Source organism: Anaerolineales bacterium (genome assembly GCA_015075725.1).
Taxonomy (GTDB): Bacteria; Chloroflexota; Anaerolineae; order Anaerolineales; family Villigracilaceae; genus Villigracilis.
The window spans coordinates 1,275,146-1,299,047 of the sequence record JABTTV010000001.1 but is presented as its reverse complement, the minus strand read 5'-3'; the positions used below and the strand labels follow the sequence as shown (position 1 = coordinate 1,299,047).

General features: G+C 52.9%; 23 protein-coding genes. 8 read left to right on the top strand and 15 right to left on the bottom strand.

Annotation, left to right across the window (positions count from 1 at the left end; translation table 11 throughout):
- The 7 genes from HS100_06300 (at position 1) to rdgB (ending at position 5,626) form a co-directional block, all read left to right on the top strand.
- A complete protein-coding gene (locus HS100_06300) occupies positions 1 to 777 on the top strand; it encodes an RNA methyltransferase (protein MBE7433507.1) in 777 nt (258 codons plus the stop codon).
- A complete protein-coding gene (locus tag HS100_06295) occupies positions 778 to 1,146 on the top strand; it encodes a two pore domain potassium channel family protein (GenBank protein MBE7433506.1) in 369 nt (122 codons plus the stop codon).
- Positions 1,143 to 2,366: a DUF711 family protein gene (locus HS100_06290; GenBank protein MBE7433505.1), complete on the top strand. Its 1,224-nt coding sequence runs from the start codon at positions 1,143 to 1,145 to the stop codon at positions 2,364 to 2,366. Before HS100_06295 ends, HS100_06290 begins: the two co-directional genes overlap by 4 nt.
- Before the next feature lie 163 nt (positions 2,367 to 2,529).
- Entirely contained in the window at positions 2,530 to 3,267 is a 738-nt protein-coding gene (locus HS100_06285; protein MBE7433504.1) for a hypothetical protein, read from the top strand.
- A 14-nt stretch (positions 3,268 to 3,281) separates the two neighbouring features.
- Complete coding sequence (locus HS100_06280) at positions 3,282 to 3,917, top strand: hypothetical protein (GenBank protein ID MBE7433503.1); 636 nt, start codon at positions 3,282 to 3,284, stop codon at positions 3,915 to 3,917.
- Complete coding sequence (queG, locus tag HS100_06275) at positions 3,907 to 4,980, top strand: tRNA epoxyqueuosine(34) reductase QueG (protein ID MBE7433502.1); 1,074 nt, start codon at positions 3,907 to 3,909, stop codon at positions 4,978 to 4,980. Before HS100_06280 ends, queG begins: the two co-directional genes overlap by 11 nt.
- A 37-nt stretch (positions 4,981 to 5,017) precedes the next feature.
- Positions 5,018 to 5,626, top strand: a complete 609-nt coding sequence (gene rdgB, locus HS100_06270) for an RdgB/HAM1 family non-canonical purine NTP pyrophosphatase (protein ID MBE7433501.1) — start codon at positions 5,018 to 5,020, stop codon at positions 5,624 to 5,626.
- A 67-nt stretch (positions 5,627 to 5,693) separates the two neighbouring features.
- On the opposite strand, the gene HS100_06265 is transcribed toward rdgB, so the two are convergent.
- The 8 genes from HS100_06265 to HS100_06230 all read right to left on the bottom strand — a co-directional run bounded on the left by HS100_06265 (position 5,694) and on the right by HS100_06230 (position 14,381).
- Positions 5,694 to 6,449 (bottom strand): alpha/beta hydrolase, encoded by a 756-nt coding sequence (locus HS100_06265; protein ID MBE7433500.1) that lies wholly within the window; start codon positions 6,447 to 6,449, stop codon positions 5,694 to 5,696.
- Positions 6,450 to 6,454: 5 nt separating this feature from the next.
- Positions 6,455 to 8,209 carry a GAF domain-containing protein gene (locus tag HS100_06260; GenBank protein ID MBE7433499.1) on the bottom strand — a complete coding sequence of 585 codons (1,755 nt, stop codon included), beginning with the start codon at positions 8,207 to 8,209 and terminating at the stop codon, positions 6,455 to 6,457.
- Positions 8,210 to 8,278: 69 nt separating this feature from the next.
- Complete coding sequence (locus tag HS100_06255) at positions 8,279 to 9,010, bottom strand: sulfotransferase domain-containing protein (GenBank protein ID MBE7433498.1); 732 nt, start codon at positions 9,008 to 9,010, stop codon at positions 8,279 to 8,281.
- Positions 9,007 to 10,473 (bottom strand): O-antigen ligase family protein, encoded by a 1,467-nt coding sequence (locus tag HS100_06250; GenBank protein MBE7433497.1) that lies wholly within the window; start codon positions 10,471 to 10,473, stop codon positions 9,007 to 9,009. The genes HS100_06255 and HS100_06250 overlap by 4 nt, the downstream gene beginning before the upstream one ends.
- A gap of 15 nt (positions 10,474 to 10,488) precedes the next feature.
- Entirely contained in the window at positions 10,489 to 11,097 is a 609-nt protein-coding gene (locus HS100_06245) for a hypothetical protein (protein ID MBE7433496.1), read from the bottom strand.
- Between the two features lie 90 nt (positions 11,098 to 11,187).
- Positions 11,188 to 11,970, bottom strand: coding sequence for a glycosyltransferase (locus HS100_06240; GenBank protein MBE7433495.1), 783 nt, complete (start codon positions 11,968 to 11,970; stop codon positions 11,188 to 11,190).
- Between the two features lie 52 nt (positions 11,971 to 12,022).
- Positions 12,023 to 12,958: a sulfotransferase gene (locus HS100_06235; GenBank protein MBE7433494.1), complete on the bottom strand. Its 936-nt coding sequence runs from the start codon at positions 12,956 to 12,958 to the stop codon at positions 12,023 to 12,025.
- The gene (locus tag HS100_06230) at positions 12,939 to 14,381 is read right to left on the bottom strand and encodes a hypothetical protein (protein ID MBE7433493.1); all 1,443 of its coding nucleotides are present in this window, start codon (positions 14,379 to 14,381) and stop codon (positions 12,939 to 12,941) included. Before HS100_06230 ends, HS100_06235 begins: the two co-directional genes overlap by 20 nt.
- Positions 14,382 to 14,592: 211 nt before the next feature.
- Here HS100_06230 and HS100_06225 point away from each other — a divergent pair, with 211 nt between their 5' ends.
- The gene (locus HS100_06225; GenBank protein MBE7433492.1) at positions 14,593 to 16,128 is read left to right on the top strand and encodes a sulfatase-like hydrolase/transferase; all 1,536 of its coding nucleotides are present in this window, start codon (positions 14,593 to 14,595) and stop codon (positions 16,126 to 16,128) included.
- A 46-nt stretch (positions 16,129 to 16,174) separates the two neighbouring features.
- Here the strand turns inward: HS100_06225 and HS100_06220 are convergent, their stop codons facing one another.
- The 7 genes from HS100_06220 to rimI all read right to left on the bottom strand — a co-directional run bounded on the left by HS100_06220 (position 16,175) and on the right by rimI (position 23,901).
- Complete coding sequence (locus HS100_06220; GenBank protein MBE7433491.1) at positions 16,175 to 17,740, bottom strand: glycosyltransferase family 39 protein; 1,566 nt, start codon at positions 17,738 to 17,740, stop codon at positions 16,175 to 16,177.
- A gap of 77 nt (positions 17,741 to 17,817) precedes the next feature.
- Positions 17,818 to 19,023 carry a glycosyltransferase gene (locus HS100_06215; GenBank protein ID MBE7433490.1) on the bottom strand — a complete coding sequence of 402 codons (1,206 nt, stop codon included), beginning with the start codon at positions 19,021 to 19,023 and terminating at the stop codon, positions 17,818 to 17,820.
- Entirely contained in the window at positions 19,020 to 20,342 is a 1,323-nt protein-coding gene (locus HS100_06210; GenBank protein ID MBE7433489.1) for an oligosaccharide flippase family protein, read from the bottom strand. Before HS100_06210 ends, HS100_06215 begins: the two co-directional genes overlap by 4 nt.
- A 77-nt stretch (positions 20,343 to 20,419) precedes the next feature.
- Positions 20,420 to 21,391 (bottom strand): GDP-mannose 4,6-dehydratase, encoded by a 972-nt coding sequence (locus tag HS100_06205; GenBank protein ID MBE7433488.1) that lies wholly within the window; start codon positions 21,389 to 21,391, stop codon positions 20,420 to 20,422.
- Between the two features lie 56 nt (positions 21,392 to 21,447).
- Complete coding sequence (locus HS100_06200) at positions 21,448 to 22,767, bottom strand: nucleotide sugar dehydrogenase (protein ID MBE7433487.1); 1,320 nt, start codon at positions 22,765 to 22,767, stop codon at positions 21,448 to 21,450.
- Positions 22,768 to 22,781: 14 nt separating this feature from the next.
- Positions 22,782 to 23,423, bottom strand: a complete 642-nt coding sequence (locus HS100_06195; protein ID MBE7433486.1) for a uracil-DNA glycosylase — start codon at positions 23,421 to 23,423, stop codon at positions 22,782 to 22,784.
- Position 23,424: 1 nt separating this feature from the next.
- Complete coding sequence (rimI, locus tag HS100_06190; GenBank protein ID MBE7433485.1) at positions 23,425 to 23,901, bottom strand: ribosomal protein S18-alanine N-acetyltransferase; 477 nt, start codon at positions 23,899 to 23,901, stop codon at positions 23,425 to 23,427.
- Between the last annotated feature and the right edge of the window lies 1 nt (position 23,902).

Genomic DNA, 23,902 nt, shown 5'->3' with positions numbered 1-23,902 from the left:
ATGATCACATCCAACCAAAACCCAAAAATAAAGCTCGTCCGCGCTCTACTGGGACGCCCCAAAGAACGCCGCGAAGCTGGAGCCTTTGTAGTGGAGGGAGTGAGATTGGTGGAAGAAGCAGCGAAGGGAGATTGGAGATTTGAGATTGTCTTGTACGATGAGACGTTGAGCGAGAGGGGCAGGTTACAAATTGAAGGCTTAAGGTTGAAAGGCGTGGATGTGGAAGAAGTCTCCCCCAGTGTGATGAAATCCATTAGTGAAACGGAGGCACCACAGGGTATTCTCGCGGTTGTTGAATATCTCCAATTACCAATTCCCCAATCTCCCAATTTCATCCTCATCCCAGACCAGGTCCGCGACCCGGGGAATTTGGGGACATTGTTGAGGTCTGCGGCGGCATCGGGCGTGGACGCGGTTCTCATTCCGCCCGAAACGACGGATGCATTCGCGCCAAAAGTCCTCCGCTCCGGTATGGGCGCACATTTTCGTCTTCCAATTCACGAAATGAGTTGGGATGAAATTGAAAAAACTGTAGCCGGAATGAAGGTTTACATCGCAGATATGGACGGTCAACCGTTCTGGGAAACCGATCTAACAAAGCCAATCGCTTTGATTGTCGGAAGCGAAGCGGAAGGGGTCAGCGATAACGCGCGGAAGGTGGCGAATGGAAAGATCAGTATTCCCATGAAAGGGGAGACCGAATCCCTCAATGCCGGGGTGGCGGGATCGGTTTTGATGTTCGAGGTCATCAGGCAAAGGAATCAAAAGGAGAGTTAAATGCCCGCGTTCTTCATTCTGCTCTATCGTTTTTTTCGAAGTCTTTGGCATGGTTTACAGGACAGGGAATTTCGCGCCCTTTTCTATTGGGTCGTTGGCATTCTTCTGCTCGGCACGTGGTTCTATTCGAAAGTGGAAGGCTGGCGCGCGCTCGATTCGCTGTATTTCACGATCACCACTCTCACTACCGTAGGTTATGGGGATTATTACCCCAAAACGGACGCGGGTAAGATATTCACGATGATCTACATTTTCGTGGGGATCGGCCTGCTCTCCGGCTTTATCATTCTGATGGGCGAGCGCTCCGGGCTGATCAAGCCTTTGACAAAACAGGGCGATAAGAGAGACGACGAAAACAAGCTGTCATGAAGATCCGCTCAATCACCTATTTCTGCAATCCCGGTTATCCCTTGAAAGAAAATATCCTGCGTGAAGCGGGAGATTTTTTATCCGGGGCGAAATCCGCGTATGAGGCGGCTGGCTACGAAGTGCAGACCGTCCGCGTGGCGACGGTTTCATTCGCGAAACTTCTGGGCGAAAAGCATATTGACGAGTTGCCAAAATATGCCGGGAATTTTGCACAGGTGATGAAACAGAATGGCATTTCATATGCAGCGCTGGGGCCCGCCCTGCCGGAACTGCCTCGCAGTTATCAGGTCATACCGGATGCGATCGCGGCGAGTGAAGGTGTTTTCTTCAGCGGTGTGATGGCAGATGCGCAGACGATCCACATGGCACGGGTCAAGGCTTGTGCAGAGATCATCGTCAGGTCCGCGCCGCTCGACCCTGACGGGTTTGCCAACCTGCATTTCACCGCGCTGGCAAATGTCGGCGCCAATGCGCCATTCTTTCCGGGGGCATATCACACATCCGACCAGCCTGCTTTTGGCATTGCGGTTGAATGTGCGGATCTGGCAGTAAATGCATTTCATGGACAGAAGACAGTAGACGGTGGACGGAACCTGCTCATTGCAGAGATCACCAAACATGGGCAGGCAATCACCAAACTTGCGCAAGAGCTTACGCATCATGCTTCACGCATCACGTTTAAGGGGATTGACTTTTCTCTTGCGCCCTTCCCCGATGACGCTTATTCGCTTGGGAAGGCAGTTGAGAATATGGGTGTTCCCAAAATCGGTCTGCACGGTTCACTCGCCGCCGCCGCAGTTCTCACCGATGCAATCGAACGGGCGGACTTTCCGCACATCGGCTTCAACGGTTTCATGCAACCGATTCTTGAGGATACGATTTTAGCGAAACGCGCGGCAGAGGGTGTGCTTACTGTGAAAGATGCCTTGCTTTATTCGGCAGTCTGCGGCACCGGGTTGGATACGGTTCCGCTGGCGGGCGATGTGACTGCGGAGGAAATCACGCCGCTTTTACTGGATATTTGCGCCCTGGCTTTGCGCTTGAATAAGCCGCTCACTGCAAGGCTGATGCCCATCCCTGGAAAAAAAGCGGGCGACGCCACCACATTCGATTTTGCCTTCTTCGCAAACGGCCGGGTGATGGCATTGGAGTCGAGTCCGCTGGCAGGGGCGTTTAACCACGATTCGGGTTTCAGGCTGAATCCCAAACGTCCGGAATGAGGCGGAAAGGCGAGCACATTCCGGATGGTAGAGTCATTGCACGGGGGAATATTCAATCAATCCGCATGAATGAGATTAAAACGGCGTAAGCAGATTAAAACCCCGGCTAAATTTGGATGCGCGGCGGGTTATAATTAAGTCGATGAGTAACGGAGGTTTCACCATGAATTTTCGTAAGTTCCGCTGGCTGGCAGGTTTTGCCGTTGCGGCTGTGCTTCTAAGTTCGTGCAATGTCGGAGCCACCCCGCCGCCTGCGCAGGATGTCGGCGCGATCCAGACCCAGGCTTTCTCACTGGTCTTGACCCAGGCCGCAGATCAGGCGACACAAACCGCCGCCGCAGTTCCTCCAACGCCGATTCCGACCAATACGATTGCGCCGACCAACACCGTTGCAGTTTCCACCACAGATCCTTTCGGGATCTCAACGAATACGCCCTTCACTTTCAACACCCAGCAGCCGGGGTTTACCCCCCAGGCGGGACTGCTTGTCACACCAACATCCTCGCCGGGCGCGTATAGCACGGTCACCACCAAGAATGGCTGTAACGACGGGTATCTTGTCGGCGAATCCAACCCCTACGATGGCAAGACCATCCTGATCGGGGAAGAATTCACCAAAAACTGGGAATTCCTCAACACTGGCACATGCGCATGGGATGAAGGTTATTCTTTTGTATTTATCGAGGAGTTTTCCACGGGTCCGTTGTACGTCCTGCCGAAGACTTACACAATACCCAAGGATGGACCTTTTACCAAACCCGGCGAATACCGAACGTTTTCCGTCCCAATGAGGGCGCCCAACAAACCCGGGGATTACACCTGGTATTTCAAAATCCGGGATGACGCCGGTCAATACTTCGGGTCTCTCGTCTGGGTTCGGATCATCGCAGTATTGAAATAGAAAGCAGGGAACTCATGAAAAAAATCTTTGCCCTTCTTGTGCTGGGAGCGTTTTTTTCCGCCTGCGCCCCCGCCGTCCCCATCGAGCCGACAGTGGATGTGAACGTCGTCCGCACTTCGGCGGCAAGCACTGTGATGGCTGAATTTACGTTGACAGCTGCATTCGCCACACCCACATCCCAGCCTCTCCCTTCCGAGACGCCCACTCCGGAATTCCTTCCGCCTACTGAAACCGCCGTTCCGCTTTTCACCCTCGACCCGACACAGGCGGCTCTGACACCCGACGCCCTGTGCGACGACTACTCGTTCGATCTCGCCACCCTCGATGTCACCATACCCGACGGCACACCCATGACGCCCGGACAGGAATTCGTCAAGACCTGGAAGATCAAGAACACCGGCATCTGCACCTGGGATACAAATTACAAACCCATTTTCTCCTATAGCTCGCCTCCCAACGAACGGATGGGCGCCCAACCCGTTCCGCTTGCATCCCTCGTCGCGCCGGGCCAGGAAGTGGATGTCTCCGTCCAGTTCAAAGCCCCCTCCACGGCTGGCGAATACACCGGCTATTGGCAAATGGTGAACGCCAAGGGCATTCCTTTTGGGAAGAAAGATTTCATTCTTATCGTGAAGATCGTTGTCCAATAAAAACGAACTCACCCGACACATAAAAGACAAAGCGCGCCAGCTGGGATTTATCCTGGCTGGCGTTACTTCTTGCGAGCCGACCGAACACTTTGACATCTTTCAGAAATGGCTGGATTCGAATCATCACGGCACGATGAATTACCTCGCCTCGGAACGAAGCCGATTGCGCCGCGCCGACCCGAAGCTGATCCTCCCCGGATGCAAATCCATTCTCGTGCTGGCGTTGCCTTATGCCCCCGCCAACCAACCATCCCTCACCCTTCCTACTTCCTCCTTCCAAATCGCCTCCTATGCCTTGGGAAACGACTACCACGACATCATTCCCTCTCGATTGAAAGATATCGTCCAATTCATCGAAGAACAGATCGGGCGTCCCGTTCCCAATCGCTGCTACACGGATACCGGTCCGATTCTCGAACGTGAACTGGCTCAACGCGCCGGTCTCGGCTGGATCGGCAGAAACTCCATGCTCATCAACCCAAAAGCCGGTTCGACCTTCCTGCTCGCAGAAATTTTTCTCGGCATCGAGCTCGAAGTTGATGAGCCATCCCGAACCGATCACTGCGGGACCTGCACCCGATGCGTCGAAGCCTGCCCCACGAATTGCATTCTCCCAAACCGCATTATTGACTCGCGGCGCTGCATTTCCTACCTCACCATCGAAAACAAGGATGATATCCCTGAAGAATTGCGCCCGAAAATGGGGGATTGGATCTTCGGATGTGATATCTGTCAGCAGGTCTGCCCGTGGAATCGATTCTCGCCGCCGGGTGATCCCGGGCTTGAACCGTCCATTCCGCTCCCTGTTTTATCCGACGATTTGACCATGACATCTTCAGAATTCAATCAAAGATTCAAGCGTTCCCCAATCAAACGCGCCAAACGCCGCGGCTATTTGCGCAATCTCGCGGTGGCTGTTGGGAACGCTGGAAATGAAAAAGACCTGCCGGTTCTCGAAGCTGCGGCAAAAGATGAGGAAACCCTAGTCAGCCAACATGCGGAATGGGCAATGAATAAAATCAAAAGTAGGTCAGGCTTTCAACCCGACAATTCTCATTCATAAAATCGTCACGCTAAAAGCGTGACCTACAATAGAGAAAATGAACAAACTTCTCATCGCCACAAACAACAAGGGCAAGGTCGTTGAATTCAAGGAACTGCTCGCAGGCTCCGGCATAGAATTCGTTACGCCCGCACAAATCAACCTGCAACTCGAAGTCGACGAGGACGGCTCCACCTATCGGGAAAACGCCGCCAAGAAAGCAATCGCCTTCGCTCAAGCCAGCGGACTGATCTCCCTGGCAGATGATTCAGGCCTCGAAGTGAATGCGCTCGACGGCGCGCCCGGTCTTTATTCGGCACGATATTCCCCTAAACCGGGGGCGAACGATAAAGACAGACGAATCTTTCTTTTGGCGAATCTCAATGGCAAACCGCGCCCATGGACGGCACATTTCCATGCCACAATTGCAGTTGCAAAGCCGAATGGAGAAGTTGAATTTGCCGAAGGGGATTGTTACGGCGAGATCATCCCCGAAGAACGCGGCATGGGCGGGTTCGGGTACGATCCGATCTTTTTACTGACAGGTTTGGGAAAAACGATGGCTGAATTGGATGCGGCGGAAAAGAATCGACTCAGTCACCGGGCAAGGGCGGTGATGGCGGCAATGCCATTATTGAAAAAGATATTATCAGTGGAAAACTCGTAGGTCACGCTGGAGCGTGACCTACAGTTTCAGTGTGAAAAAAAATCAAATGGGCGGTACCAGCCCAATGTCAGGAAAGAGGCGGGAGACTCTCCAAAAATTCCTTCAATAATCTTCCGACAACATCCGGTTGTTCGAGCGCGATCATGTGACCGGCTTCCTTGATCAGATGCAAACGCGCCCCGGGTATCTTCTCCGCGAGGAATTCGGAATACTTTGGCTGGGTCATTACATCCAAGGTGCCGCAAAGGATGAGGGCTGGAACCTGGATCGAGTCGACACGATCCGTCACATCGAACGAATCACAGGCGAGAAAATCGCCCAGCAGGGTTTGCGGATCGGTCTTCATCATATTCTGAGTGGATAACCGCAAAAGGTCTTTCGGAACATCCGGGCTGAAACTATATTCGTTGATCAAAGCCACCGCGTCGGCAAATGTAGCGGGATTGCGAGCTTTTTTGAGGATCATAGGCGAGACGCGAAGTCTCGCCCCAGCTCCAAGCAATGCAAACCCCGAAAGTTTTTCAGGCGCATCCAGCGCAATGGTCAAGACAATGGCGCTTCCCATGGAATGTCCCGCAAAGACCGGTTTGTGAATCCGTCTTTCTTCCATGAATTGCAAGACATCCGATGCATACTCGCGGACGGATGCCCGGCCCGCGCCTTGTGATTCACCGTGACCGGGCAGGTCGAGCGTGTAAACCGTTTCACCTGCGAGCCTTCTGAGAATTGGATGCCAGGATAAAAAGCTGCCGCCTGCGCCATGAATGAGGATCAACGGCGGCCGGCGGCTCGGAATCCCGGGTGCATGATGGATGTGATGCAAGAGATTTATTTTCTGCGGGCGTGATGCAGGCGGTCGGCAGCTTCCTCGGTGAGCGGAATGTACACTTGCACATTCGTACCCCTGCCCGACTTCGATTCGATATTGAGCAAGCCGTTCACCAGTTCGGCCCGCTCACGCAGGTTCACCATGCCCAGGCTGCTGCTGGAACGTTTTTCGTAATTCTGTGTGATGGCTTTCACGTCGAAACCCACGCCGTTATCGATGATTTCCAAAAGAACGACCCCCGTCTCCACCTGCCGCAAACGCACGGTGATCGTATCGGCCACGGCGTGCTTGCGCGCGTTGTTGACCGCCTCTTCGATGATGTAGAAGATCACGCCCTGCTTGCCCATCTCCAACTGCTGCGCCGCGTTCTGGTCGATCTCCACCACGACGCGCTGGGCGAAGGTCTCCATCATCTTATCCGCCATGGATTGAATTGCTGCGGCAAGACCCTGCGACTCGAGGATGAGCGGCCTCAGGGTAAAGAGCATGTGCCGGATCTCCTTGGTGGTGCGATGCGCCAGATCCTCCAGCTTGACCAGTTCTTCATTGGCGCCTTTGGGGTCCTTTGAAAGCATGCGGCGCGAGATGTTCAAACGCATCGCCATGGCCGCCACCGATTGAGTGGGGCCGTCGTGCAGGTCACGCGCCAGTTTCTTGCGCGCTTCTTCGTACACATCCGCGAGGCGTTCTTTTTCCTCCACCAGGTCCTGGTAAAGGCGCGCGTTCTGAATGGCGATGACCGCCTGGCGGCCGATGATATCCAAAAGGTTCGTACGTTCGGTGGTGAAGTAATCGGGTTCGGGATGGGCAAAGATCAGCACGCCATAGACGTTGAATCCGCTGCGCAGGGGGAAGATGTATCCGCTGGTGCAATTGCGGAGCGCCACCACCCGCCCCAATTCCTGGTCGTAGCCGATGTCATTGAATTTGACGGGTTCGCCCTCATCGATCGCTCTCTTGAGTATTCCCTCCGTGCCGTCGAAGGTGATCCGCATATCGGCGTTGGTAAAACGCCTCGCAGAACCGACCCGTAGTTTTCCGGCGTTGAAGAGCATCACCGCGCCCACCAGCGGATCGCTGGTCGTCTGCTCCGGTTCCAGGTTCGGGTTTAGAGCCGAGGCGCTCATATCGAGGGCGGAATCGAGTACGCGTTTATAACTGAGGGTGGTCGAAAGCGTGGAGGTCAGTTCGTAAATGGCGCGCATGCGCTCGTTTTGAATGGCGCGTTTTCTCTCCTCTTCGTCCCCCCAGATGGATCGGTTCTTGCGCATATGGTCCATCAACCTGCGCCCAAGAAAACCGAAGAGGATGCCCAGCAGACTCATGATTCCTGCGATCAGGACCGCAAGGAGCAGGTTGCCTTCATTTCGCAGGCCGGTATAGATCACAAGCCCCGAAAAGATCAGTGAAGTGACGACCGCGCCGATGATCTCGAAATAAATGGAGCCTGTCAGGATCGGAAGCAAACCCGCCCAAAAAGCCGGACCGCGCACGCCGCCCTGCATCCAGAAAAATGCGCCCGCCAGGATGATGTCCACTGCAATATTAAGCCGTCGATGATACGAAGTGCGCACGTTCAAGCCCGCCAGCGCCGTCATACCCAGATTCCAGAAAATTAACAAACCCAGGGTCCAGGTGGAGCCGATATCCAGTTTCTGCCCGAGACCCAGCGAAACGATCAAGCCCACCAACATGATCCAGCGTAATGATATGGCGAACCAGTCCGCCATGTATGGGGTGTCGAATCGTTTCATCATTGCCTGCCAATAATAACGAAAAAGACGGGGTTCGACAACATCCCCGACGTTACAGTCGAATTACACCTACACCGTATCGTACCCCATGCGCTCCAGATAACCGACCAGTTTGGTCAATATGAACCTTTTTTGTTCGGTTGTATAGGCATCACGGAAACGCCCGATCTGGCCTTTGTAGTAGTGCAATCCCTGTTGAGAGTCGTTCGCGCCGGGACGATATTGCTCGATCACCGCGCGGACCTCCGGCTTGGCCGCATCCAGGTTGAGATATTTCAACAGGCGTGCCGATTCTACCTCGTAATTCGTTAAGAGATCCTCGTAGCGTGCGACAAGCACATTCTTCTCCGCAGTCCATTTCTCCCAAATGCGGACGTACTCCATGATGAAGTCCATGCTTTTATCGAAATCCGACAGGTGGGAAAATGCGTTGGGGCGTCCCTTGGCAAGCGCGCGTTGACCGAAATCGAATGCCGAGAGCATGGCGTCACGCGGGTCGCGATAGATGTAGGTCATGCGCAACAAACCCAGCTTTGCCAGAATACGCGACGCGCCGGATGGCGCCGCATGGGCTTTGATCACAAAAGTATTGCCCATCAGCGCGGGTATGGCCACCATCGCGAGCCTGCGCGCCGAAAGTACGCCGATGTTGCAATTGACCTCCGTAAGAATCTTCTGTAATTTGTATCTTTCGCGGATGTCGCGCGCATCGGCGCATCCTGTCGTTTTCATCAGGTCGTGGATGAGGTTATAGTGCCAGCCCGACCCCGCGCGCGGCATTCCAACGGAAAGGACGATCATGAAACTTCCTTATTCGATAGATTAACGGCAATCCCAGCCATGATCCCCGGCACGATCCAAATGTTCGGGGTGGTCAGCGAATCCTGGGTGAAATTATACAAGGCGATGGCAACCCACGCAAATACACCGGCGATCGCGGCAAACCGCGCCCAGGCTGGCCCACGCCGGTAAAGAGAAAGTGTTTCACCCAACAGGTAAAGTTGAAAAGCAATGAAAAGGAAGAAGCCGATCAGACCGGTCTCGGAGAGTAAACGCACATAGAGATTTTTCGGGTTGGGATACAACCTATTGGATGGATCGAGTTGTTTTGCAATTTCAGGGACGGTGGTTAAAGCCCAATCGGGCAGGTTCTGGTAGATGTAGAACCCGCTTCCTCCCAAGCCGACGCCTGTCAGCGGATATTCTGAAAACGCAGACAACGCCCCGACCGTGTACGCTCCGCGCGCACCGGCGTTGATGTCCACGATGTATTCGTTCAAGCTCTCGGCATTGACCTCCCACAGGCGGCGGAAGTAATTCTTTTGGCTAAGAAAAAGAAACGCGCCTGCGATAACTCCGACAAGAGCGACAATGATCGAAAGGCGAAAGATGAAAGATGTAAAGCGCTGTTCTTTAAAGCCTTTGATATACCAAGCCCATATGCCTTGGAGAATGTCGCGCCCGAATATAAGCGTCATCAAACCGGAGACGCCGATGGTGATGAGCAAGCCTCCGCGTGAGTAGGTGGCAAACAATACGAGTGTGGATAAAGTCAGAAGCACAGGCTCAAGCCAGGTCAGCGAAGTGAGGCGGAACTTCGTCAATACAGCGGCAAAGAGAAATGGAAAAAATATCGTCGCAAGTTGTCCCGCCAGCCATGCCGGTTCATATGCCAGGCCCGAGATGCGGTTCGTGCGCACGAGTTCGCGCATCGAAAATGCAAGCTGCCAATGCGTGACCATTTCCTTTTCAAGCAGACCCGTGTAAAACGTGACGGCTTGCAGTCCGCTCCAGGCAAGGTCGAGACATAGCCCGGCGAAAATCCACTGGACGGTGAAACGCAGATCGGCTTCGTCCTTGTTCATCCAGACGGCAGCGACAAAGAAAGCGACGCCGATGAAAAGCGTCACAAGAGCGCGAATGACGCGACCGTCGTAGGTTTGTCCGCGCAAGGGGATCGGGTCTATCAATGCGCCGATGCTGGATGAGAAAAAAGCGTATAAAACAAACACGCCAAGCGCGATGAACGCGCCAGAGAATGTCAGCGATATTTTTCTGCGCCATGCCTGAATCAGAAGAAGCGGTAACAAGATCGCAAGCGGATACAAAGCCAGCGGGCGGACAAGCGTGCTTTCGCCCAAACCGGGAAACCAGCGAAAACTGGTGACAGGCAGGGTGAGCAGGGCAAGACCCCAAAGTAATTTTATGGCGGACTTCAAAGTCTCCCGGCTTTGGAATTTATTCGTGGAATTGCCTTGCGCCATAAAAATATTCCAACATCAGGAGATGTTGGAGTCCTTTCGACGGATGAACAAAACGAAGAAAACTGCCAAAAGAAGAAATCCGCTTGCGCCTGCGAGAAGGTAATCGCTCAATGGTATGCTTCGTTCCCTTGGCAGGTCCGCAGACTGGGTCACTTCGAGTCTGATGAATTCATTCAGGCCGCCTGCTTGTCTTTCTGCTTGAACTTTTTCTACAAACGCGTTTGCCCACGCGGATGCGAGCTCTTCCGCTTTTTTGGCGTCTTGATCGTCGGCATAAAAATGCCAGCCTGCTTCGGCAGGTTGGGATAGGATCAACTTCCCGTTGCGCAATTGATCGATCGGCACGTTCAATCGACCCAACACGTCGTCAGACCAGGCGAGTTCTTCCATTTTGCGGGTTTCACGCTCGAGGTAATAAAAGTCCTGCCGGTCGGTGTTGGTCGGGAAGGCTTCTTCGAAATTAAAATCCACGTTGACGGTGGCTTTGGCGCGATACGGCGGAGGGACGATGGCATGGAACGCCGCGCCGATGGCGGAACCGATCAACGCGCCCAAGACCCAAAAGCGCCAGGCTTTCAGAAGACGGATGAGATCGTCGAGGGAGGGAGGAGAGAAGAGATACATTTTCGAATTACGATTTTTTATTTACAATTTTGATTGGATGATGCGTAATACGTGAAACGTAAACGCGAGACGCAAAACGCAAATCACGGATCACGCATTACTTTTGATCTGCCATTTCCACAGTGGACCGATGAGCTTTCTTAGATAATATTTTGCCACAATCGGCGCGAAGAATGAACCGCCGTCTCGGTAATGGATCCTGAGCATTTCCTTCCAGCCGCGTTCGTCGTCCACATTGGTCTTGCTGGAAGTGTGAATGCGGAAGTTCGACCACGTCCTGCCCGGAAGATATCGAATCGGCGCGATTTTGGCGATCCTCACCCACAGGTCATAATCCATTGCGAAATAGAAAGACGGGTCGAGCGGACCGAGTTCCTTCCAGTATTTGGCGCGGAAGAACATCGTCTGTTGGGGGATGTGAACGTAGCCGCGGCGCAGCCTTTCGTAATCGGTCTGGCGCGAGGCAAACTTGCCGATGACCTTTCCTTCTTCGTCGATGAAATTGCAGTCCGCATAAACCATCCCCACATTGGGATTCGCGATCAGGAAGTTGACCGCATCCGCGACGGCGTGGGGAGTGGCATACGTGTCGTCGGAATTGATCCAGGCGAGGATGTCGCCTTTGGCTTTGGCAAACCCTTTGTTGATCGCATCCGTCTGACCTTTGTCCTGTTCGCTGACCCATAAAGCGATCCGTCCTTCATGCTTTTTGATAATGCCCGCGCTGCCATCGGTCGAGCCCCCGTCGATGATGATGTATTCGATATGGCGATAGGTCTGCCCGAGCACAGATTGGATCGTCGCTTCGATAAAGTTCGCCTGGTTGAACGAGGGAGTGACGATGGATACGAGAGGAAGGGCGGCTGGTTTCATTCAGTTTGCTCAAGGCGGCGTCTCGCCGCCGAGGACGGCGGCTGGGCAATACTTATTTCCATTCCTCTTCGGAATAGAAGAATTCAGAAACGCCTTCCGTGATCTTGCGGACGCGGGAGATTTCTTCGGGAGAGAGGATCTTCTTCCAGTTATCGAGGTTGGCGCGGCTGTCTAGTTTGACGGAGTGGGTCCTGTTCCGCGCCAATCTCACCGGGTTCTCGGAACTGCTGGAGTTCTCAATGATCTTCCGGACGCGTTCGGTAAAGTCCAAACCGAGGGATTTGTATAAAATTTGGAAACCGTTCACGGGGTCGAGGGAAAGGTCTTCGTGGCGGACAATGCCAAATTGCGGGAACGACTCACGGGTCCCATGAACGAAGCGATAGATGAACTTCCACAACAAAGCCGCTTGACTCACGATGTCATTTTTGTCGATTGCTTGCATCGCCGCGCGATCCGCCTCGAGATGGTCGCGCATGAAAAGCGGCTGATTAAGCAGGTTGTTGAAATCGTAGTTCCACCCGAGACGTTTGAGACTGCCGGTGAATCCCGCCGGGTGCCTGGCAGTGATGACGACCTTGCAGTGCAATCGATTCGCAAACCAGGGTGTGGAGAAGACCGCGAACGGGTCTTTGATGAGCGCGCGCTGGCCGTACATGCTCCCGTTGAAAAAGATGCGGAAATCGCGCCCCATGCGCAGGAAATCTTTGAGCGAACGGAGGGATTTGATCTCGAGCCAGGTATGGTATTGAAAGTCCAGCAGTTCACGGTAGGCGGGCAGGTATTCCGCTTCATTCTCTTCTGTAATGTAGGTGTACCAATATTTGACCGGCACGCGGAAGATGCCGGGGCGATGCAAAACGTTAAGCGGCTCGCTGATATAAGCGGTATCCGCGGCGGCGGCGAGCATTTTACCGACCCAGGTGGTGCCGCTGCGATGCGACCCGGTGACGAGGATGGGAGTCAGTTCATTGGCTGAAATATTCAAGGATGTGTTCCTCTTCGATGGATACGGCGCTGATGGAATGAACATCGTACAACTGCGCGGCACAACCGTTCAGCCAAAAAAATGGCCGGACGTCCAGTTCCTTTACGCCTTTATAGCCATCCAAACCGGGGATGATCAGTTCTTGCTCACCGCGAGCCTTCATATCGTAGATCATCCGCTCCCGTTCATCCCAGCGCAGGGCAAAAAGGCGGCGTTCTTCGTAGGTGGAGAGAGGCTGGCGCGTCATCCACAAGGGATAGAGAAAAGCAAGGAACGCCAGCGCAAGGGCGGCATTTTTCACGAAGACCGGGGGTTTTATAAAGGACAGTACATATCCGGCGCAAATCCCCAGTGCCATGATGGCACCCATGAGCAGAAAATATGCCGGGAACCGCACCCGCTCCAACGGGTAGGACTGCCCATACGCGCTGGGAGCAAAGGTGGCGAAGATCAATCCGTAGAGCAGAACCGGAATGAGAAGGAATATCCAGTAAAATCGCGTTTCGATTTTTTTGGTGCGCTTATCCAAAAAGAACTGGTACGAGAACAAGCCGGAGATCGCCAACAACATAAAGAGGGGCAGGGGAAGGTTCGTCACTGCGACGCGCAGGAAAAGGAATGAAAAATTCACGTCGCGGATGAGGACGGTTATAAGCGAGGGCGGACCATTCTCTTCGTTGATACGAAACTCATTGGCGGGGGAAATAAACATTGCAAACAGTGCCGCCAGCGCGCCAATGAGCATGGCGGTCAGCAAAGTCAGCGCCGGTTGGCGGCGGGCGGATGTGTCGAAATAATAAACGCAGGCGATCGCGAGCGAGAGAATAGAAATGTGCAATGCGCCCAGGGTCTCGGAAAGTCCCCCAATGAAAAATGCCAGGAAGGCGAAGAGAACCGCCATGGGAAGGGAGGCTTTTTGCAGGCGGACGAGCCTCACCATCCATGCTGAGAGGAGTGTGAAGAAAACGATGGGGGTCAGGTAGGATACCTGCCCGGGCCGCCAGTAAAGGACCTGGAAGAGGTTCGGTGTGGTAAAAAAGGAGAAAAGGATAACCGCTTCGGCGGCGAGCAAACGGACCGGCGCTTCAAGTTTTGTCTCCAGCATTTTGTTCAACTCGGCCGACAGCCAGTACAAGCCGGTCCCCCAGAGCAGGATGTGCAGGGCAGGAACAAACGCGATGTTGCGGGGGAAGAGTTCCCAAAAGCCAAGGACGAACAGGTTGGAAAACCGGTTGGATTTAAGAAGATATTTGTTCCAACTGTTGGTGAAGATATCGCCAAATTTCACCTGGGCAAGCAGGCAGTAATCGTCGCCCATGTAGCGGGTGAAGATCCCAAGATAGGCATATACGGCAAGCGCCGCCATCATGGCAAGGACGCCAAACCAGGCAAGATAGGTCAGTGATTTGTTGGAGGAGGACATTGTTTACTTCATCAAATTGCAGTTAAATACCCGTCCACTTCGGCAGGACGGGATGGCGTTCGAATGAATGCCATAAACCAAGTATAATTCATCCAATGAACCGAGAATAGGATGTGCGCTCTCAGGCACCCTAGGGACTCCAACAACCATTAGAATGAACCCGACTGGAACGTTTCCTGGGGCAGTTATCAACCCGCCGGCACGGTGACAAATGAATCGAAAGATAAATCGGCGTGACTTTCTCAAACTCGCAGGCCTGTTGCCTTTAAGCCTTGCGGCAGAACCCCTTACAAGATTTGCCAGTTCCACAAATGAGAAGCAGTCAGAGCAACAGAATGTGCTTGTGGTGGTATTCGACGCATTTTCCAGCTACAACATATCCCTTTACGGCTACCCCCGCGAGACCACGCCGAACATAAACAGGCTTTCTGAACGGGCGGTTCGATATCACAACCATTACGCAGGCGGGAACTTCACCACACCGGGAACCGCTTCCTTATTAACCGGCGTCCTGCCCTGGACACACCGCGCCTTTCAACCGGCGGGGACGGTGACTGAACGGTATGTGAACCGCAACCTTTTCAGTGCATTCAAAGATTATTATCCGATAGCCTACAGCCATAACGGTTGGGTGAATATCCTGCTATATCAATTTCTGAGCCGGTCCGATGAATTAATACCTAGGGACAAACTTTTGCTTGGATCGGACGAACTCCTTCATATCCTGTTCAGGAATGATGACGACATCGCCTCCGTCAGCTGGCTGAGGGATATCAATGTCGAGGAGCAGGGATACGCCTATTCCCTGTTTCTCTCCCGCCTTTATCAGGAGTACCAGGAAAAAAAGTTCAAAGACCTCAAGCATTTATTCCCCCTGGGTCTGCCCACGGCCGGTTCGGCCGGTTCAGACAACATTTTCTTATTGGAAAATGCAGTGGATTACCTCGCCAACCGTCTCACGGCGATCCCACAGCCTTTCGTCGGCTATTTCCATTTTCTTCCGCCGCACGATCCCTACAGGCCGCCGACGGAATTCTACAAGCACTTTCACAATGATGGTTTCAAGCCTCCCAAAAAGCCGAAGGATATTTTTGCAAAGAGACCGCCAAAGGATATTCTTGCAAAACGCGCGGAGTATGATGAGTTCATCCTCTACGTGGATAGGGAGTTCGGACGGCTGTATGAAAAATTGGAATCCGCAGGGTTGTTGGAAAACACCTGGCTGGTCCTGACCTCCGACCATGGGGAGTTGAACGAACGCGGGATCACCGGCCATAGCACGGAAGTGCTCTACGAGCCAGTTATCCGCGTTCCGCTGATGATCTTCGAGCCGGGGCGTAAAACCGGCATGGACATCCTTGAAAACACCAGTGCGGTGGACGTCATCCCGACGTTGACCCATGTCACTGGACAGCCCTTCCCCGACTGGGTGGAGGGAGGAATCCCGCTCCCGCCTTATGGGTCAGGAACGGAGCCAACGCGCAATATTTTCACAGTGCGAGCGAGCAAGAACGGGCAATACGACCCTCTTTCCCAAGCGTCGGTGATGATGGTGAAGGGAAACCATAAACTTCATTATTACTTCGGTTATTCTCTTCTTCCGGAAATGCATCAGGTAAAACTCTTCGACGTAAAGGCGGATCCCGAGGAACTAAACGATCTATCCCCGTCACAAAAGAATCTTACCGATACCCTTTTGGATGAAATTATGGCTAAACTGGATGAGGTTAACAAACCTTATCAATAAGGTCGACCGGATGGCCTTTCTTTGACAAATCAAAAAGCCGGATGGTTTACTTCATTAAATTGTAGATGACGTAGCCATCCCCTTCGGCAAAGACGGGATACGGTTCGAGTTTTTCCATCAGGAAGGGTTGGCGCTCAAAGTCGTCGAGATCGGTGACGATGAACAAATCTTTTTTGGCAATGAGTTCTTCGAAATAACCTTCGAAGTCGCGTCCCGGTCCGCGCTCGTCGCCGTAAAGCAAGTCACCGGAGGTGGGCCAGGAACTGATATTACGCCAACCCCAATATGCCATGCGCGCGCCATAGTCCTGGGTCAGGCCTGCCAGGTTGTATCCGTCCGTCTTTGCGCGGATTTCCTCCCACATGGCAGCTTGGGGGCGGTAATCCACGGCGTTGAGTTGATTGCGGACATTCCAGAGAGAGGCAACAAGGCCAATAAAAAGAAAGAGAAAAGAAAAAAGGCGAAGAAGTTTTGTTTGAGTAAGTTGGGCAAGTTTTGAAAATAAAAAATCCGCAAGCGGCGCAAGCGAAAGCGCAAGGATGGGAATCAAAGGCAGGGAGTAGTAATCGTGGGTGGAGATGTGAAAGTTAAAGTAAAGCCCAAAGAGGACGTACCCGGCCCAAAGTCCAAGAAGGAAGCGGAGTTTTTTATCCGCAAAGAAAAATAGTCCCAGCAGCGCAAGCCCGAGCACGAATCCGCCCGCGACCAAATTCAACATATTCAACCAGCCAATATAATAGGACGGTTTGAAAAACAGCGAAGGGATGAAACGGCCGGCGAATTGCTGACCGAGATAATCTTCTATGAAAATTCCATAGATGAGATATGCCGCGCCAGGGAGGATTCCCAAGAGACTCATGACATATATCTGCGGATTCTTCAGCGACTCTTTCATGGACCTGTGACTTAACACCGCGCCCAAGCCTCCGCCTACAATGAAGAATACTGCCGGGAATTTGATGAAGATGGCAAGCCCGCCAAAGATGCCGGTGAGAAAGGTTTTTAACCACGAAGGGTCACGACCCCCATTCTGGGGGCTTGGGGCCACGAAGGTTTTCCTTTGTGTGCCTTTGTCTTTCTGGTGGTTGAAGGGTTTTTCACCCGCCCATTCCCAGACCGCCCACAAAAACATCATAATGAGCATCGTCATCAGCGGATCGGGTTGGAAACTGCGGCTGGCGATGATGGCGTATGGAAGAAAAAGATAAATTGCTGTTGACACAATTGCGCCATCATCAGAGACAAGACGCCGTGCAAGCATGAATAGAAATATCCCGCCTATCAGCCAGAACGCGGAGGAATAAATGCGCGCGACCCAGACCTGCTCGCCGGTGAAGCGATACGTCCATGCGACAATTCTTTCGAAGACTTCCGGCTCGACCGATGCGCGGAACTTCCATTGCTGGACGGCGAAAGCGCGTTCCTCGGGAGAAACATCGAAGCGGGTCTCGTAATACATTCCGCGCGCCTTGAGCGCCGATACCAATTGGCGGGTGGAATGAAATTCGAGCGGCAGATCGGTCAGATCGTACAGGCGGATGGCAAGCGCAAGTACAAAGATCACGACCAGGGCAACTGTCTGCGCTATGCGGGTGGGGAAAAATCTTTCCATGATGGAGGAGTATTGTAACGTATAGCGTGACTTATCTTCTTTTAATTCGCGAAGTATTAACGCAAAGGTGCAAGAGTTTATGACACATCTTTCCGACGCAAAGATTTAATCATTGATTGAATTGAATCCATCACCCGCTCTTCGCGCTTCACCCAAGTCAACTGCTCCACATCCTTGCGGGCTTGTTTACCCAACGCCAATCGGTGCGGCTCATCAGCAAGCAGTTTCTCAATTTCCACTTTCCACTCACCAACTTGGTCTCGATCCGCCGGCGAAAGAACACCGCCGTCTACTCGACCAGCAGGCTCAACCAACATCGCATTGCCCTCATTCAATACTTCCCGTATCGAAGGCAAGTCCGCAGAAACGATTCCCCGTCCCGCCGCCATGTACTCGAACATCTTCATCGGGTTGATCACCTCGGCAATGTCTTGTCCGCTCGAAGCTTCGATCGAACGCGAATACGGCATCAGCAGCACATCCGCCGCCGCCTGATACAGCGGGATCGACTCATGCTTCACGAAGCCTGTCATCGTCACATTGGTCATGCCTGCCTCGGTCAGTTTGCCGCGCCAAAAATCCACCAACTCGGGCGTGCCGCCCACCCACAAAAAATTGACATTGGGCATTTGCCGCGCGAGTTCGAACAAAAGATCAGCACCTCTGCCAGGGTAAATGTGACCTGTGAATCCAACAGTCAATCCCTCTTTCAAATTCAATTGACGACGCGCCTCGGCAGGACTTGGCAAATCCGCATACTTCTCCAACTCGACGCCGTTCGGCGCGAGCAGCAGCGCTTCATTCGGGAATTGGAACCTGGTCGAGCGCTCCAAAGCCTTTCTCAACGCTGACGTGGTGACCGTCATCACCTTGGGCGTGTTCTGCCTCCAAAATTGTTGCATCCACCACACGCCAAGTCGACCCGAATTGTCCGCATGCATTTCGAGCACAACGGAATACCCCATCCATGCGCCCAACGCCGCAGACTGGGGCAGCCAGGTGTAGATCAACTCCGAACCGAATTTCTTCGCAGCACGCTGGGCATGGACGATAAAGTCGAGGCGTTTGAGTCCGCTGATGGATGGGAGCAGGTCGAGGTCCGGGGCGAGGCGCAATCCATAATGGGCAAGTAGTAATTGGTAATTGGGTAATTTCGTCTCCGCAGGCGCGAACATCTTTATGTTATGCCCCAGTTGCATCAAGGCTTGAGCAACCTTCATTGCCTGAATCGAATTGGCAGTGAGAGATGGAATGTGGGAGTTTGTAATAAGTGCGATCTTCATACCGATTCCCGATTCCCAATTTCCACAATTCCTCTCACCACCATCACCCCCACCGAAGCAATGTAATAGAACGACAGCAACCCGCCCGCCGCCGTCACGCCATAGACAGGCACGAGCCAAAACGAAAGCGCGAGTTTGATGACTCCCGCCGCAAGCGTGACATAGACGGGAAACTCCGGCAAGCCGAGTGCGAGCAGGAGCGGGCGATTCCAAAAGAGGATGTAATTGAAGACCAAGCCGATGGTGAGCGCGACGAGGGCGGGATAGGCGGCGAGATAGTCCGCGCCGGAGTAGATGCGAATGACCCACTGACCGAAGAGAATCAAACCTGCGCCGATGGCGATGTTATAGGAAAATGAAAACGCCGTGATTCTTTTGAGAAAACTTTTGAGTTTACCCCATGCCCTTTCAACTGCAAGTTTATTGATCTCGGGGAAGGTCGTAGCGATGAGCGGGTCGGCAGGGATGGCGAGGAAATGCGTTATGGTGTAGGCAACGCGATAATAACCGACAGCAGTGGTATCGAGGAAGAAGCCAACCCAGATCAATTCGCTCTCACGGAAAAGTTTGATGATGGTCGCGCTGATATTTGAGCTGAACGCAAAGCGGAAAATTTCTCTGCGGGTTGTGAGTTTCGAGAAAGGCGTGCGCCACCATCCGCCGCCGAGTTTTTCACGGAGTTGTATTTGAGCAAGTGTAAAAAGCCCAAGCCCGAGGATTGATTTTCCGATGAGATACGCGATAAGTACAATAGTGACATTGCCGCCGAAGAAGAACGCACCCGCAATGATCAGTGTGGTGATAATGGCTTGAATCAAATTGACCGTGCCCTGCAATTTGATTCTTTCAGTAATTTGCAAAATACCTGTGGAAGTTTCGGTATTGAAGTTTGCCAGCAGGTTAATCGCAAAGAAAGTGAACATCCATGCAATGTCGGGAGTCTTGGCAAGGTTGGTTTCGGCAAGTTGTGCTGTGGCGAGCACCACCAGAAACGCCAACAGCGAAACTATTGCTTCGGTCAGACTGGCTGCTTTGAGCAAGGCAGAGGCTTGTTCTTTTTCCTGCTTGTTGAGGTATTCGCCGCCGTAGCGCACCACCAACTCGCCCATGCGGAATGAGAAGACGCTGTTCACTGTCGAAGCGAACGCCATGACCACGCCGATGAGACCGAACCCAGCTGGACCTAACAGGCGCGTCGCCATGATGCCTTGCACCACGCTGAGTCCGAGTGCAAGGGTGTTGTTGCTGAATAACGATCCGCTGGAGCGCATTACTTTGGCAAAGAGCGGGTCATTTTTGAATTTCGAAAGAAGGGACATGAAAATTTACCAGCTACCACTTACGATTATAAGGGTGTAAAAGGTAACCGGTAATTGAAAGTTTTGCACGAGGTCGTTTACGGTGTGAGAATTTCTTTCGCCCAGTCACGGTTTGTGTTATACCATTCAACCAGTTTTGTGACCCCGGTCCGCATGCTAATCTGTGGTTCCCATCCAAGTAACTTTCCAGACTTGGTCACATCCGCCTGGTTTGTCAGCATATCCGCAGGGTTGGCGGGACCATATCTTACGTCCGCTTTTTTGCCGATGATTTCTTCCATCAGCCGGATTAGGTTAATAACAGTGATGACCTCATGTCCGCCAAGGTTGAACACCTCAAATCCCACTGGCTTAAGCGCCAAAATCGTGCCGTGAGCAATATCGTCAATGTATGTAAAGCCGCGCGAGTGATTTCCATCCCCATTGATGCGCACAGGTCTCCCTTCGCTGATCCATTGTACAAAACGGAGATGAGCAAGGTCGGGTCTGCCTGCCGGACCATACACTGTGAAATATCTCAAGATGCTGATATCGATCCCATACAGGTGATGATACGAATGAGCAAGCACCTCTGCGCCTTTCTTACTTGCGGCATAAGGCTGCATCGGCTCGCTGCTGGAAGCGGTTTCGGGCGTGGGATAAGGCGGATTCTCGCCATAAATGCTGGAAGTTGATGCCATGATAAATTTCTTGCATGCGAACTGGCGGCAAACCTCGAGCATGTTCAATGTGCCGATCACATTTGATTCCACGAATACCCACGGGTTCTCCACGCTGTAACGCACTCCGGCTCGCGCCGCAAGATGGATGACAGCATCGAACTTTTCATCCATGAACAGATCTATGCAGGATTTCTCGGAAATGTCGCGCCGGTGGAATTTGAAACCACCCAAACCCTGAAGTTTTTTCAAGCGGTATTCCTTCATGCGCGGGTCATAAGCATCATTGACGTTATCAATGCCTACAACAGTATGGCCCTGCGTAAGGAGCATTTCCGAGGTCCGCGCGCCAATAAAACCAGCCGCGCCAGTAATGAGATAATGAGCCATTATTTTCCCTTACGCATCACGGATGATGCAACACATTCTGCTGATGCGCAAAATAACTAGAGCCGTTCCACCTTTTCAAACTTGCCAATTTTCCCGGTTGCATTTCGCGAATCAAACACAAACTTTGCAGATTCGATGATCGCTTTGTAATCATACACAGCATGATTGGTTACGATCAGCACCGCATCCGCCTCGCGGACCGAATACATCAGGTCCTGCACGCTGTCCATATGCCACCCCTCGTACTCATGATGAATATGCGGGATATACGGGTCGTGATAATCGACCAGCGCGCCTTTCTTCTTCAGCAAACCGATCACATCCAACGACGGGGACTCGCGCACATCATTGATATCCGGCTTGTACGCAGCGCCCAAAACCAACACCTTTGAGCCCTTCAACGTCTTGCCGAGGTCATTCATCGCCTCCAGCACGCGGCTGACTACATATCGCGGCATGTTGGTATTGATCTCAGATGCCAACTCGATGAAACGCGCGTTGTAATTGAACGAACGCATCTTCCACGAAAGATAAAGCGGGTCGATCGGGATGCAGTGTCCGCCCAAGCCGGGACCCGGCGTAAACTTCATGAAGCCGAACGGCTTGGTTGCTGCCGCATCGATCACCTCCCACACATCCACGCCGAGGTATTCGCACATGATCGCCAGTTCGTTGACCAGGCCAATATTGATCATGCGGAAGGTATTTTCCAGAAGTTTCGACATTTCCGCCGCCTCCGCCGTGGAAACGTGATGCACGATTTTGATCGCGCCTTCATACCAAACGGTTGCCACCTCGCCGCAGGCATGCGTGATTCCACCCATCACCTTTGGGGTATTGATGGTTGTGAAATCTTCACGCCCCGGATCCACACGCTCAGGCGAGAAAGCAAGGAACCAATCCTCACCCACAGTAAGATTGTGTTCGGTACCGAGCTTGGGTAGAAGCAACTCACGGGTCGTGCCGGGATACGTCGTTGATTCCAATACCACAACCATCCCCTTATGCATGTACTTGCTCAGTTCTTCCATTGCAGACATGATGAACGACATATCCGGGTCGCCGGTCTGCCGCAGCGGAGTCGGCACACAAATGCTGACCGCATCCATGTTCTTTAGCACAGAAAAATCCGTAGTGGCGGTCAACATCCCGCTTTTGACCAGCTTTGCCACTGCTTCAGTTTTCACATCCGGGATATAGGACTCGCCTTTATTCAGCGCATCGATTTTACCCTTGTCCGGATCCACGCCTGTGACGTGAAAACCAGCCTCCCCGAAAACGACCGCCAGAGGCAGTCCCACATATCCCAAACCGAGGATCGCCACCTTGGCGTTCTTCTCCTTCAGCTTTTTGATTAGATCTGTCTTTGTCGTCATAGGTTCCTCATTCATCAAAATAGACTTAACTGTCGCGGCGAATCGATTTTTTGATGCGCCGCGGGTTTATTCTTCCTGACCACATGCCTGCCCAGGACTGCGCGGGCTTCATTCAACTGATCCGGCAATTTAGCAAAATCCGCCAGAATGGATGGTCTCAGGGCGGGTTGGTGCAGCGCCGCCGCCGGGTGATACATGGGAATGATAAACCTTCCGTCGATACTTTGCATCTGCCCGTGAATGGCGGTGATCTTCGCACCGGGAAAATAGGTTCCCATCGAAATGCGTCCCAGGGTCACAATGATACTCGGGTTTATCGATTCGATCTGCGCATGCAAATACTCACTGCACGCCCCAAGTTCTTCGGGCTGCGGATCGCGGTTGCCCGGCGGGCGGCATTTGACGACATTGGCAATGAACACCTCTGAACGCGTCAACTCTGCCTGCTCGAGCAATTGGTCCAAAAACCTTCCAGATGCCCCCACGAACGGACGTCCCTGCTCGTTCTCATGGAATCCCGGAGCCTCGCCGATGAACATGATCTCCGCATCGGCGGGTCCCTCCCCCGTCACAACCCGTTTGCGCGACTCATGCAAAGCGCACTTCGTGCAAACGGAAACCTCGCTAGCAATCCAGTCAAGTATCTCGATGGTCAATTCAAACTCCCTGGATATGCCCCAGATCGTTCAGGGACATGAGGATGGCATCCTCATTGTTATCCTTGTAATATTCAATCCTTCTTCCGTCTTCCGCAAAACCCAAATTACGATACATGCTCAAAGCAGCATGATTCCCCTCGCGTACTTCCAAAAACGCGCGGGTTACACCCTCGGCTTTTGCGGCGCGCAGGGCGTGCAACAACAACTTTTTCCCGATGCCGCGCCTGCGGTAATCAGGATGGGTTGCGATCGTTGCGATGTGCAATTCATCCATGATCAGCCAGCCGACCATCATCGCCGCCACACGCCTGTCCATCTCCGCCACCCAGGACCGCGACGAAAAATTATCCTTCAATTCGTAAATGAAAGAACTGGAGGGCCAGGGCAGGGAAAACGAAACCTGATCGATGGCGACCACCTGCTCGAGATCGGCTTCGATCATCTTTCGAATAAAAAGGCCTGTCAGGTCTTCCATT